The following is an 11,602-nucleotide window of genomic DNA, read 5'->3' as shown; positions in this document are numbered from 1 at the left end:
AGCTGGGAAAACTCAGCTCTCCGCCGCGACTCGGTGACAGATGACAGATTTTCTCGCATTCCCCTCTTACACGCGTATACGTACGCGGGCGCATACACGCGCGCACGCAATGAGCTCATAGCGGATGACAGGTCGCATCTGTCATCCGTCATCCGGCGGGGGCCGAAATGATCTCCACCCCCGCCGTCCTCGACACCTGCCCCCGCTGCGGCACCCCGACCCTCGTCGGCCACTCCGAAGGCCTCCTGATCCGAGCCACCGCGGGCCCACTCGACCCCCGCGGCGAGCTCGACGCCCTCACCGCCGGCCAGATGACGTACGACGTGCAGCCGCTCGGCCTGCCCCGAAAGCCGTACCTCATCCACCGCAACGCCTGGAGAATCCACGCCGACCGGAAATACGCCGTGGTCGCCACCCACAAATGCCCACCCGGAGCACGGGCCCCGCATTTCAGACCCGACCCCGTCCCGCTCTTCATTCCGTACGGCGAGCCGATCCCCGACCAGCCCCAATTCTGAGGAGACCGCAGTGAAAAACGAAGTGGTTGCCGACCTCGAATGGGTCGCTGAATACTGGCCTGACCTGGTCGAGACGAGAATTCCCGGCACCCGCCGCCCCTGGCGGCAAACCGAGCTCACTCCCGAGGCAATCGCCGCCCGCGACGAACAGGCCCGCCTGGAGAGGTTCGAGCGCAGCATGCTCTCCCTCGGCGCCTCACCCGCCCCCGTCGACGTGGCCATCCTGTCCACCGTGCTCGACCTGCTCGTGCAGGCTGACGACCTCGCCGCCGCCATCTCCCACGTCGTCGGCGATTCTCCGCTCCCCCCGCCCGGGCCCGGAGACCTCGACGCCCGGCCGTACCTGCTGTACGCCGTGCGGCGACTCCCCGACGATCTCGTCGGGTGGGCGGCGCCGATCGCCCACCGCATGGTCGATCAGGTCGCCCGAGCTCTGTGCATGGTGTACGCCGGGCAACACCTCGACGTGACCTGCCCCTGGTGCCACCAGAGCGACGTGTGGCGTGTCGAGGAGCTGCCCGGCGGCATGGTGGCCATCGTCTGCTGGGGAACCTGCGACCCGCCCGCCCGTGAGGTCGGCACCTGGTGGCGCGGCCGGCCGGTGTGGCCGATCACCGACTGGGAGCGCCTCGCCCACCACATCCAGGCCGCCGAGGAGCGTGCCGCATGAGATCCAGTGATCTTGCGCTGACCAGGGGAAACCGGTATTATCCACAGGCGTACGCGTAGCATGCGCGAAAATAGCCCCGCCACCGCGCGGGGCTTTCTCATGCCTGCTCCGGGAACACCGCCGACTCCAGCGCGGCGAGCCGCCCCCAGGTTACCCACCTGGGTAACCTGACTGACCTGCACAAATGCGTCACCGTATCTCAACGCCCGGGGGTGAGCGCGTGTGCCCCAAGGGAAACCCCTCGACGACAAAACCCGCGCCGCAATCCTCAACGACATCCGCGTCGACGAGAAGTCCTGCCGAGGCATCGCCCGCGAGCATGGAGTAGACCCCGGCACCGTCTCTCGCATCGCCAAACAGGCAGGCATCACCGACGCCTTTCAACGTGGAAAGACCAAGAAGGCGACCGAGGCGGCTCAGGCCGACGCTGCGAGTGACCGCGCTTCGCTGGCCACCGCGTCGCTCGTGGTTGCGAAGCGGGCGCTCAAGCGGATGGACGAGGCCCTCCCGCAGGCTTCGGCTCGGGATGCCGCGGTCGCGTTCGGTATCGCGGTCGACAAGCACCGCCAGCTCGTCGAGATGGATCGTGACCCCGAGGGCCTGGCCGCGGTCGACGCGTGGCTGAGAGGGATCACGGGCCAGTGATCGTCAATCCTCTGGTCGGCAAGCAGGTCGAGTCCTATCGGCTCGCGGACGCGCGCCTGAACATCTGGGACGGCTCCGTCCGCTCCAGCAAGACGATCATCTCGCTCCTGAAATGGATCGAGTTCGTGAGGTCGGCCCCGGCCGGCCCCCTGCTCATGGTCGGCAAGACCGAGCGCACGCTCCGCCGCAACATCATCGACGTCATGGTCGAGATGCTCGGCGAGCACCGCTGCCGGTTCGTCGCCGGCGCCGGAGAGCTCCACCTGCTCGGTCGCAAGGTGTACGTGGTGGGCGCGAACGACGAGCGCGCCCAGGAGAAAATCAGGGGCTTGTCCCTGGTGGGGGCGTACTGCGACGAGGTGTCCACGCTGCCGGAGTCGTTCTTCGTCATGCTGCTCACCCGGCTCTCGATCCCCGGAGCGCGGCTGTACGGCACGACGAACCCCGACGGCCCGCAGCACTGGCTCAAGGTCAACTACCTCGACCGGGCCGCGCTGCACCTCGATATCCACGGCCAGCTCCATCGCAGCGAAAGCCCCGACGCGCTCAACCTTCACCGGTTCTCGTTCCAGCTCGCTGACAACCCGAACCTCTCCCCCGACTACGTCGCCGCCGTCTCCAGCGAGTTCACCGGCCTCTGGCACCGCCGCCTCATCCTCGGCGAATGGTGTCTGGCCGAGGGAGTCATCTACGAGTCCTGGGACCCGGCCCGGCACGTCGTCCAGGCGCTGCCCGCGATCGACCGGTGGATCTGCCTCGCGCTCGACTACGGCACCACGAACCCCCTGCACGCCCTGCTCATCGGCCTGGGCGCCGACGGCCGGCTGTACGTCGGCCATGAGTGGCGGTGGGACTCCAAGAAGCAGCGCGGCTCGCTGACGGACGCCGAGTACTCCGAGCGCCTCCGCGCCTGGATCACCTCGCTCGGCGTGACGCCGGAGTACACCATCGTCGACCCCTCGGCCGCGAGCTTCCGTGTGCAGCTGCACCGCGACGGCTGGACATCCACCCTGGCCGACAACGAGGTCGTCGACGGCATCCGCATGACCGCGTCCCTGTTCGCGACCGGCCGGCTCCTCGTCTCCGCCGAGTGCAAGGAGCTCATCCGGGAGATTCCGGCGTACGCGTGGGATCCGGACGCGTCGGAGAAGGGCGAGGACAAGCCGATCAAGATCGGCGATCACGGCGTGGACGCGCTCAGGTACGGCGTGCGGACCACGCGGGCGATCTGGGGTCCGCTGCTCGCCGAGCCGGTCCTGCTCGCTGCATAACTCTCGGAGGTTTCATGCTGACGCGCACCTACACGAAGACCTACACGCTCATGCACGCATGGGCGGAGACCGTCGTTCACACCAAGAACACCATCGGCGTCTCGAAGGCGGTGCGCGAGGATGCCCCGTGCTGCGCACCGGAGTGTGATGAGCTCCTGGTTGCCGGCGAGGTGGCCTACTCGCCGGTCGAGTTGGAGCGCACGCATGCCAACCCGGGGCGTGGCGAGCCGTGGGTGTGCTGGCGTCACATCCGGCCGGATGACGGGCCTCTTCGGGTTTCGTGAGCACCGCTCTACTTGGTCGTAACTTGCGGGAATGCACATTCCCGGTATTTCGCTTTTCCCTCCCCCTTCACCCTTGGAGCACCCAATGAGTCAGGTTCCGAGCGTCGGCCGGATCGTCCACTACGTCAGCTACGGCACCCCGGGCGGCGAGTACCCGAGCGTCTGCCGGGCCGCGATCGTCACCGAACTGACCGGAGACCCCGACCACCCGGATCAGGTCGGCCTCGCCGTCCTCAACCCGGAAGGGATGTTCTTCAACCGGGCGGTCAACTACCACGACGGGGCGGAGACCTCCGGCGACCCCGACTGCCCCAGCAAGGAGTCGCACGGTGCCCCGTTCCGCTACTGCGGGTGCGGGTGGATGGAGGCGTCGCACCGCGGCGGCACGTGGCATTGGCCGGAGCGGGTCTGATGACACCCGACTTGGCATCGCTCGGCGAACCTTCCGAGATCGCCTACCTCCCGCCCGAGGTGCGCGCCCTGGTCCACGCCGTCGACCAGATGCGCGACCGCTGGGCCGAGGCTGACGACACCGTCCGGTACGAACTGTGGCGGACCGTCCACGAGGCCAACGACGCTGTGTGGGGACGCTGATGGCTACGATCGCAGTCGATTTCGACGGCGTCATCCACGCCTACAGCCGCGGCTGGGCCGACGGCACCATCTACGACCCGCCGCTCCCCGGCGCCCTCGACGGCCTACACACCCTCATGGACCGGTACGCCGTCTTCATCCACACCGCTCGCGCGCCCTACCCCGTCGCCCAGTGGCTGGAGGGGCACGGCATTCCCGCGATCGTCGAGCTCAACGCTGGCCGACCGCGTGACTTCTGGAACAACCGCGACGAGGTGCTCGTCACTAACCGCAAGCTGCCCGCTGCCGCCTACATCGACGACCGCGGCATCCGCTTCGAGAACTGGGAGCAGGTCCTCCTTGACCTGCCCCTCATGATCTGAGAGGAGCGTTCGATGCCGCTGCCGAGCGGCGGCACCTGGCCGCCCCAACACCTCACCCCCATCTACCAGCAGTACGCCGTCCTCGACGCCTGGTACCGCGGCGACCCCGATGAACTCGCCGCGATCTACAACGACCCCACCCGGCCGGCCAACCGCCCCGCCCAGCATCGCGGCGGTGTCGTCGGCGCTCTCGCCCGGTGGTTCTGGGGCCAGCCGACCCCGCAAGGCGAGAAGCGCACGAAGCTCCACGTCCCCGTCGCGAGCGACCTCGCCGTCATGAGCTCCGACCTCCTGTTCAGCGAGCCGCCGAGCCTCACCGTCGAGAACACGGCCACCCAGGAACGGATTGAAGAGCTCGTCGAGAACGGACTCCAGGCCACCCTGCTCGAAGGGGCGGAGGTCGGCGCCGCGCTCGGCGGCTACTACCTCCGGGCCGTCTGGGACACGGAGGTCGCCGAACGCCCATGGCTCGCCGTGGTGCACGCGGACGCGGCCGTGCCGGAGTGGCGATGGGGCCGCCTGTCCGCGGTCACCTTCTGGCGCGTGGTCGAGCAGGACGACCGAACGTTCCTCCGCCACCTGGAGCGCCACGAACCCGGGAAGATCTTCCACGGCCTGTACCGGGGTGAGGGCGGGGACCTCGGCCAGCAGATCCCCCTCGCCTCGAACCCGGCCACCGCGAACCTCCAGCCGGAGGTCGAGACCGGCATCGACCGCCTCACCGCGGTCTACGTCCCGAACATGCGTCCCCAGCGCGAATGGCGGAACCTTCCCGCCGGCGCGCCGCTCGGCCGCTCCGACTTCGCCGGGCCCGTCCTCGGCCTCATGGACGCCCTCGACGAGGTCTACACGAGCTGGATGCGCGACGTCCGGCTCGCCAAGGCCCGCCTGATCGCACCCAGCAGCTACCTACAGTCGAACGGCCCCGGGAAGGGCGCCACGTTCGACCTGGACCGCGAGCTCTACGAAGGAGTGAACGCGCTCGGCGACGGCGACCGCCTGGAGCTCAACGTCGTCCAGTTCGGGATCCGGATCGTCGAGCACCGGGACACCGGCGCGGAGCTGCTCGCCGCGATCCTCCGAGCGACCGGATACTCGGCGCAGTCCTTCGGTCTCAGCGGGGACGTCGCGGTGACCGCGACCGAGGTGTCGGCGAAGGAGCGCCGCTCGCTCACTACCCGGGGCAAGAAAGCCGTCTACTCGGGGCCGCCGCTCGCCGACGCGGTCGAGATGCTGCTCCTCCTGGAGGCCGCTCTCTTCTCGTCCGGCGTCGAGCCGGAGCGCCCCACGGTCGTCTTCGGCGACTCCGTCAGTCCCGACCTCATGCAGCTCGCCACCACCGCCGAGCTCATGCGCCGCGCCGAGGCCGCCAGCGACGAGACCCTCGTGCGGATGCTCCACCCTGACTGGGACGAGACCGAGGTGAAGGCCGAGGTTCAGCGGATCGCGGACTCGCGGCCAGCCCAGGTCATGGATCCGCTCGCGCTGCCGGGCGAGATGACGGGCCCGGACGACGGAGGCGGGGATCCGGCGGCCGCCCAGGACGGGCCGTCCGAAGGAGAATGACCGCATGTACCCTGAACCGCCTGCGAACGTGACCCGCATACGAGACACCGACGGCGGTAGCGTCGCGGTCCGCGGCGAGCAGTGCGACGACTGCGACGGCTCGCTGTGGGCCTGGACCTGGACCCGCTGGCGAGGCGACGTGACACCTGAGAGGCGACTATGGGTGTGCTGGATGGACCTGGAAGTGATCGGCCCCTTCGAGCCGATTGAGTAGCACCACGAGGAGGTCCTCCTCGTGCTTGTCGACCAGGACCTCCTCGACCACATCGCCGCCAGCGTGGCCGACCTCTACCGGTCAGTCGAGGCCTCGCTCATCAAGGTCGTGGCCGACGAGCTCAAGAAGGATCTGATCGCGCCGACGGCTGAGGTGAAGCTCGACGCGGTCACTAAGCTCCGGCGCGCGGCGCAGGCCGTCTACGACCGCCTCCAGAACACCAAGAGCGCGGCCGTGCGCGAGGCGATCCGGCAGGCGTACCGGGACGGCCACGCCTCCGCGTTGACCGGCCTGCCGGTGTCTAAGCAGGTCCGCGACGACGCGAAGGCCGCGCTCGCCCAGGTGCCGAACGCCGCCGTCATCGAGAACATCGCCAACGCCCTCCACCGCGACCTCGGCGTCGTCGAAGGCAACATCCTCCGCGCACCCCTCGACGCCTATCGCGCCGTCCAGGCCGCCACCGCCGCCCGGATCGCGACCGGCACGGCGACCCGCCGTCAGGCGTCACAGGCCGCGTGGGCCCGCCTCGTCGACCAGGGGATCGTCAGCTTCACGGACACGCGCAACCGGCGGTGGCGCCTGTCGAGCTACGCAGAGATGATCGGCCGCACCAATGCTGCCAGGGCCGCGATCCAGGGCCAGATGGACCGCCTCGCCTCGGTCGGAATCGACCTGGTGGTCGTGTCCGACAACACGCAGGAATGCAAGCTCTGCCGCCCCTTCGAGTCGAAGGTTCTCCGTAGAACCCCCGGGCCGATCGGCCGGATCCGCGTCGAGCACGGCACCCGCGACGGCGAGCTCGTCGAGGTGCACGTCGTCGACACCCTCGACGGCGCGCGGGCGAAGGGCTTCCAGCACCCGAACTGTCGCCACTCCGTCAGCGCCTTCTTGCCCGGCGTCACCCGCCTCAAGACCGCCACGGCTGACCCCGAGGGCGACGTCGCCCGGCAGCGACAGCGTGCCCTGGAGCGGAAGATCCGAGCCGCGAAGGAGCAAGCCCTTGGCGCCCTCACTCCGGAGGGCAAGAAGGCCGCGAACGCGAAGGTCCGCGCCGCCCAGGCCGCGCTGCGCGAGCACCTCAAGGACAACCCGAAGCTCAAGCGCCTCCCGTACCGGGAGCAGATCGGCGCCGGCAACACCCCGGGCCCCGAGGGGCCGAAGGGCGGCCCCGTCACCGACATGCAGCCGCCCGCACCGCCCACGCCGAGTGCCACAGCGCTGGACGTCGAGGCGGCCGAGCGCCAGGCCCGCGAGGCCGAAGAGACCACGGCCCGGAAGAAGGCGGAAGCCGCCGCGGCCGAGACCGAGGCTGCGGAAAAGGCCCGCGCCGAGGCCGAAGCGCGTGCTCGTGCAGAGGAGGAGGCGAAGCGCGCAGCGGAAGCCGAGCAGGCTCGGGCTGACGCGGAAGCGCGCGCCGAGGCGGAGCGGAAAGCCCAGGCAGAGGCCGAGGAGAAGGCCCGCGCGGAGGCTGCAGCCGCTGAGCAGGCGCGCGCCGCGGCGAAAGCTCAGGCTGAAGCAGAGGCGAAGGCCCGCGAAGAAGCCGAAGCACGGGCTCGCGCTGAAGCAGAGGCGAAGGCGCGCGCGGAGGCTGAGGCGAGGGCGAAGCAGGAAGCCGAGGTTCGCGCCAAGGCGGAGGCTGAGGAGAAGGCCCGCGCGAAGGCTGCCGAGAAGGCCAAACGGGAGGCCGCCAAGCAGGCTCAGGCCGAGGCGGAAGCTCGCGCTCGCGCAGAGGCCAAGAAGGCCCAGCCCTCCCTCGCCGAACGCGTCGCCCTGGGTGAACGGTCCCGAACCCCGTTGTCCGGCGGCATGTACGGCGACACTAATCTCGTCACCCTGGCCGACGGCAGCAAGGTCGTCCACAAGATCGTCAAACGGACGCACCTCGCAGACGACGCCGTGGACCAGGCCGACGCCGAGATCCTCGGCGGCAAGGTCGCCCGCGCCCTCGGAGTCCGGGCCCCTGAAGTCCACCGTGTCGGCCCGAAAGAGCTGTACATCGAGTTCATGGACGGCAAGCTCGCCGAGGGTGCCCGGAAGCCAACCGGCTACCTGACCAGCGATTCCGGGTGGCGGATGGCGTTCTTCGACGCGCTCACCGACTACGCCGATCGGCACATGGGCAACTGGCTCCTCGACGGCAAAGACCTCGTGTCCATCGACCATGGACTCACCTTCGGCTACTGGGACAAACTCCGGAAAAAGGTCCTTGACGGACGTCCACTCCTGCACGAGGCGGGCAGGTTCGAGGGCCTGTTCATGAAGAAGCCGGCCCAGTGGAACCGTGGCATCGGCGAGTGGATCGACAACGACATGTCCCCCGACGACATCACGGCTGCTCGCGCTCGTCTGACCGCCCTCCGGAGTGAGTTCGCCGCGCTCGGCCGCGAGGAGTGGTGGAGTGCGATGATGGCCAGGCTCGACGCGATAGCCCCGCACGCCAAGGGCACACGCCGCCGAATCGCCGACCCCGGGAGCGATGGATGACCTCGCTGCACTACGTGGACGTCTCTGACGGCACCGTCTTCGACACGATCACCCTCGTCGACGGCGAGCTGAGGTTCGAGACGGGCGCGGCCCGGGACGTGATCGCGTCGGTGCGGCGATTCAGCCCTGGAGACAGCGACGAGAGCCTGTTCTCCAGTCTGGTGGAGTCGGGTTGGTCGAACGGCTATGCCGCCTTGCACCAGGCCGCGACCAGCTGAATTACCTGCCTGGCCTGCTCTTCGTTGATCGTGGCATGCCCACCGGATAATTCCAACACGACGTATTCCGGCAGGCTGTATTTCGAGTTGTCCATGCCGTTCAGCATTCGATCACAGATCGCGATCCCTCTCCGGATCGCCCGGTCTTTGTTGACCGCGAGCCCGGGGTCGATCTCCTTCAGCGCAGCCACGTAGGCGCGTCCCTGGGGGCCGGTCGGCTTCGCTACCTCCATTCGGCCACTGGGCGTATTGCTGGGGCTCGCTGAGATCGAGGGCGACGTTGAAGCGGTCTGTCGTATCAAAACGATGATCAGGCCGGTCACGACGAACACCGCGCCGATCGAGACGAGAACGAAATTCAGCGTGCTCAGTCTCTCTTTCGGCGGAGGCGGCCGCCATCCAGGCGGTGGTCCCATCGGCGGCTGGCCCGGCGGCGGGCCGTACTGCAAGGTCGGAGCCGGAGGCCGCTGAGGCTGCTGCTGGGGAGGGTGCATGCCGCGCACCATACGCCCCACATCTACACGTCCGTCCTGAAATACCTGTGACGGATGCCCGAAAAGGACCGCCGGGAGCGGTCCAAAACACCCCGGTCGGCCAGGCGCCGGCCACTCGTCCCCGCGCTCCCCTGGAGGGTCCGCATGACCATGCCCACCCCGCCCGCTGATCCTGGCCAGCCTGCGCCGGAGTCCGGCCAGCAGCCGCCCGCCCCCGCGCCTCCCCCGGCGCCGCCGGTTCCGCAGCCGCCGACCTGGACCCCGCCCCAGCCCACGCCCGCGGACGACAGCGGACGCGACCTTTCCCGGCTCCCCCAGTGGGCCCAGAAGGAGATCCAGGACCTGCGCGGCGAGTCCGCCAAGTACCGCACGTCGGCCCGGACGGAGACCGTGCTCCGGCACGCCTACACAACCGCCGGCCAGCACGGCGTGAACGGTGACGCCCTGCTCGGCAGCGTCGCGTTCGCCAACGCCGCGGCGAACCTCGACCCGAACGCCGAGGACTTCCCGGTCCGGCTCGCGGAGACCATCCAGGCCGCGCTGAAGGCGAACCCGTGGATGGCCACCCAGTCCGCAGCCCCGGCCACGCCGCCCGTCCCGCAGGTGCCGCCGCAGTCCGGCGGCGACTTCTCCGGCTCCGGCGGCCACCAGACGCAGAGCCTCGACCAGCAGATCGCCGAGGCTGAGAAGAACCGCGACTTCGCGCTCGCCATCGCCCTGAAGCGGCAGCGCGCCGCACTCACCCAGCAACCACCGCAGTAACTCTAGGAGACGACCATGGCGGGTATCACCGGCCTCGGAACCACCTTCAACCTGCCCAACTACACGGGCGAGCTGTTCGGCCTGACGCCGGAAGACACCCCGCTCCTGTCCTCCATCGGCGGCCTCACCGGCGGCGGCCAGACCACCTCGACCGAGTTCGAATGGCAGACCTACGACCTCAGGGACCCCTCCCAGCGGACCAAGGTGGAAGGCGCGACCGCGCCGACCGCTGAGGAGCGGGTGCGGGCGAACGTGACCAACGTCGTCCAGATCCACCAGGAAACCGTGTCGGTCTCCTACACCAAGCAGGCCGCTACCGGCCAGGTGGCGAGTCCGCAGTCCGCGCCGTTCAACCACAACGGCGCCAACAACCCCATCACCAGTGAGCTGAACTGGCAGGTCCAGCAGGCCATCAAGAGCATCGCCCTGGACGTCAACTGGTCGTTCATCAACGGCCAGTACGTGAAGCCCAACACGAACGCGACCGCCCGGCAGACCAAGGGCCTGCTCGCCGCGATCACCACCAACCGCATCGCGAAGGGCACCGCCGTCACGGGCGCCACCTCGGCAACCGACACGATCACGAGCACGGGTCACGGCCTCGTCGATGGCGACAAGATCGTGTTCACCGCCGTCGGGGCCGCGACCGGCATCATCCCCGGCCGGCTGTACTACGTCGACCAGCAGGACACCAACAGCTTCAAGGTCTCCACCTCGAATGGTGGTTCGGCGATTACCCTCGGCACCGCCACTGGCATCGCCTTCACCAAGCCCTGGTCGACCACGCTCAGCGGGGATCACATCAACGACCTGATCCAGCTGGGCTACGACAACGGCGGTTTCTCCGAGCAGACCACCGCGACTCTGCTGGTCAACAGCATCCAGAAGCGCGCCATCACCAAGGCCTACGCGTCGGCGTACGGCCAGTACCAGGAGATGTCCCGCACGGTCGGTGGCGTCAACGTCACCACCGTCACCACGGACTTCGGCATCTTCAACATCATGCTGGACCGGCACATGCCGCAGGACACCATTGTCGCCGTCAGCCTGGAGCAGCTCACCCCGGTCTTCCTGTCCATCCCGGGCAAGGGCGTGTTCTTCGAGGAAGAGTTGGCGAAGACCGGCGCGAGCGACAACGTCCAGATCTACGGAGAGATCGGAATCAAGTTCGGCAACGAGAAGGCGCACGCCGTCATGACGGGCCTGAAGCTCTGATGGCCACCTACGTGCGCGCGGCCGGGGGGCACGTGGCCGAGCGGGTCCGGCCGGAGCCCGGAAGCGACGACGAGACCCGCCTCGACGAGCTGGTCGCCGACCCGGCGTCTGGGTGGCGGCGGGTCGAGGACGAGCCGTCCCAGGCCGTCGAGGCGCCCGTTGACCGTCCTGCCCAGTCCGCGCCGAAAGCTGTCTGGGTGGAGTGGGCGGTCTCTCGTGGCATGGAGCGCGAGCAGGCCGAGGACCTCACCAAGGCCGAGCTCATCTCGCTGGGCGACCAGCTCACCGACGAGGAGGACTGACCC

General features: G+C 68.9%; 16 protein-coding genes. 15 read left to right on the top strand and 1 reads right to left on the bottom strand.

Annotation, left to right across the window (positions count from 1 at the left end; all coding sequences use genetic code 11):
* Positions 1-167 precede the first annotated feature (167 nt).
* The 12 genes from AB0N02_RS34000 to AB0N02_RS33945 all read left to right on the top strand — a co-directional run bounded on the left by AB0N02_RS34000 (position 168) and on the right by AB0N02_RS33945 (position 8,826).
* On the top strand, positions 168-518 hold the full coding sequence (locus tag AB0N02_RS34000) for a hypothetical protein (protein ID WP_363954908.1): 351 nt from the start codon (positions 168-170) through the stop codon (positions 516-518).
* A gap of 10 nt (positions 519-528) precedes the next feature.
* The gene (locus AB0N02_RS33995; protein ID WP_363954905.1) at positions 529-1,188 is read left to right on the top strand and encodes a hypothetical protein; all 660 of its coding nucleotides are present in this window, start codon (positions 529-531) and stop codon (positions 1,186-1,188) included.
* A gap of 222 nt (positions 1,189-1,410) precedes the next feature.
* Positions 1,411-1,833, top strand: a complete 423-nt coding sequence (locus AB0N02_RS33990; protein WP_363954902.1) for a winged helix-turn-helix domain-containing protein — start codon at positions 1,411-1,413, stop codon at positions 1,831-1,833.
* Entirely contained in the window at positions 1,830-3,104 is a 1,275-nt protein-coding gene (locus tag AB0N02_RS33985) for a PBSX family phage terminase large subunit (protein ID WP_363954899.1), read from the top strand. Before AB0N02_RS33990 ends, AB0N02_RS33985 begins: the two co-directional genes overlap by 4 nt.
* Positions 3,105-3,118: 14 nt before the next feature.
* Positions 3,119-3,388 (top strand): hypothetical protein, encoded by a 270-nt coding sequence (locus AB0N02_RS33980; protein ID WP_363954896.1) that lies wholly within the window; start codon positions 3,119-3,121, stop codon positions 3,386-3,388.
* 85 nt (positions 3,389-3,473) lie between these two features.
* Positions 3,474-3,800, top strand: coding sequence for a hypothetical protein (locus AB0N02_RS33975; protein ID WP_363954892.1), 327 nt, complete (start codon positions 3,474-3,476; stop codon positions 3,798-3,800).
* Complete coding sequence (locus AB0N02_RS33970; RefSeq protein WP_363954889.1) at positions 3,800-3,982, top strand: hypothetical protein; 183 nt, start codon at positions 3,800-3,802, stop codon at positions 3,980-3,982. The genes AB0N02_RS33975 and AB0N02_RS33970 overlap by 1 nt, the downstream gene beginning before the upstream one ends.
* A complete protein-coding gene (locus AB0N02_RS33965) occupies positions 3,982-4,344 on the top strand; it encodes a hypothetical protein (RefSeq protein WP_363954886.1) in 363 nt (120 codons plus the stop codon). The genes AB0N02_RS33970 and AB0N02_RS33965 overlap by 1 nt, the downstream gene beginning before the upstream one ends.
* 12 nt (positions 4,345-4,356) lie before the next feature.
* The gene (locus AB0N02_RS33960) at positions 4,357-5,910 is read left to right on the top strand and encodes a phage portal protein (RefSeq protein WP_363954883.1); all 1,554 of its coding nucleotides are present in this window, start codon (positions 4,357-4,359) and stop codon (positions 5,908-5,910) included.
* A gap of 4 nt (positions 5,911-5,914) precedes the next feature.
* Complete coding sequence (locus tag AB0N02_RS33955) at positions 5,915-6,124, top strand: hypothetical protein (protein ID WP_363954880.1); 210 nt, start codon at positions 5,915-5,917, stop codon at positions 6,122-6,124.
* Between the two features lie 21 nt (positions 6,125-6,145).
* Positions 6,146-8,608, top strand: coding sequence for a phage minor capsid protein (locus AB0N02_RS33950; RefSeq protein WP_363954877.1), 2,463 nt, complete (start codon positions 6,146-6,148; stop codon positions 8,606-8,608).
* Positions 8,605-8,826, top strand: a complete 222-nt coding sequence (locus AB0N02_RS33945) for a hypothetical protein (RefSeq protein ID WP_363954874.1) — start codon at positions 8,605-8,607, stop codon at positions 8,824-8,826. Before AB0N02_RS33950 ends, AB0N02_RS33945 begins: the two co-directional genes overlap by 4 nt.
* Here AB0N02_RS33945 and AB0N02_RS33940 read toward each other — a convergent pair.
* Positions 8,793-9,320, bottom strand: coding sequence for a DUF732 domain-containing protein (locus AB0N02_RS33940; RefSeq protein ID WP_363954871.1), 528 nt, complete (start codon positions 9,318-9,320; stop codon positions 8,793-8,795). The two genes, AB0N02_RS33945 and AB0N02_RS33940, sit on opposite strands and share 34 nt — an antisense overlap.
* Positions 9,321-9,464: 144 nt before the next feature.
* On the opposite strand from AB0N02_RS33940, the gene AB0N02_RS33935 reads away from it, so the two are divergent.
* The 3 genes from AB0N02_RS33935 to AB0N02_RS33925 are packed head-to-tail and all read left to right on the top strand — an operon-like array spanning position 9,465 to position 11,599.
* Entirely contained in the window at positions 9,465-10,082 is a 618-nt protein-coding gene (locus AB0N02_RS33935) for a hypothetical protein (RefSeq protein WP_363954868.1), read from the top strand.
* A 15-nt stretch (positions 10,083-10,097) separates the two neighbouring features.
* Positions 10,098-11,297 carry a DUF5309 family protein gene (locus AB0N02_RS33930; protein ID WP_363954865.1) on the top strand — a complete coding sequence of 400 codons (1,200 nt, stop codon included), beginning with the start codon at positions 10,098-10,100 and terminating at the stop codon, positions 11,295-11,297.
* Positions 11,297-11,599, top strand: coding sequence for a hypothetical protein (locus AB0N02_RS33925; protein WP_363954862.1), 303 nt, complete (start codon positions 11,297-11,299; stop codon positions 11,597-11,599). The genes AB0N02_RS33930 and AB0N02_RS33925 overlap by 1 nt, the downstream gene beginning before the upstream one ends.
* Positions 11,600-11,602: the final 3 nt, after the last annotated feature.

Source organism: Streptosporangium sp. NPDC051022 (genome assembly GCF_040683035.1).
Classification (GTDB): domain Bacteria; phylum Actinomycetota; class Actinomycetes; order Streptosporangiales; family Streptosporangiaceae; genus Streptosporangium.
Note: the sequence above shows the minus strand (reverse complement) of the source record. Positions and strands in the feature narration are given on the sequence as shown.

Coding starts and splice junctions, on each gene's coding strand:
- AB0N02_RS33970 (WP_363954889.1), top strand. CDS start 3,800: ATGACACCCGACTTGGCATCGCTCGGCGAACCTTCCGAGATCGCCTAC.
- AB0N02_RS33945 (WP_363954874.1), top strand. CDS start 8,605: ATGACCTCGCTGCACTACGTGGACGTCTCTGACGGCACCGTCTTCGAC.
- AB0N02_RS33980 (WP_363954896.1), top strand. CDS start 3,119: ATGCTGACGCGCACCTACACGAAGACCTACACGCTCATGCACGCATGG.
- AB0N02_RS33975 (WP_363954892.1), top strand. CDS start 3,474: ATGAGTCAGGTTCCGAGCGTCGGCCGGATCGTCCACTACGTCAGCTAC.
- AB0N02_RS33940 (WP_363954871.1), bottom strand. CDS start 9,320: ATGCACCCTCCCCAGCAGCAGCCTCAGCGGCCTCCGGCTCCGACCTTG.
- AB0N02_RS33935 (WP_363954868.1), top strand. CDS start 9,465: ATGACCATGCCCACCCCGCCCGCTGATCCTGGCCAGCCTGCGCCGGAG.
- AB0N02_RS33965 (WP_363954886.1), top strand. CDS start 3,982: ATGGCTACGATCGCAGTCGATTTCGACGGCGTCATCCACGCCTACAGC.
- AB0N02_RS34000 (WP_363954908.1), top strand. CDS start 168: ATGATCTCCACCCCCGCCGTCCTCGACACCTGCCCCCGCTGCGGCACC.
- AB0N02_RS33925 (WP_363954862.1), top strand. CDS start 11,297: ATGGCCACCTACGTGCGCGCGGCCGGGGGGCACGTGGCCGAGCGGGTC.
- AB0N02_RS33930 (WP_363954865.1), top strand. CDS start 10,098: ATGGCGGGTATCACCGGCCTCGGAACCACCTTCAACCTGCCCAACTAC.
- AB0N02_RS33960 (WP_363954883.1), top strand. CDS start 4,357: ATGCCGCTGCCGAGCGGCGGCACCTGGCCGCCCCAACACCTCACCCCC.
- AB0N02_RS33955 (WP_363954880.1), top strand. CDS start 5,915: ATGTACCCTGAACCGCCTGCGAACGTGACCCGCATACGAGACACCGAC.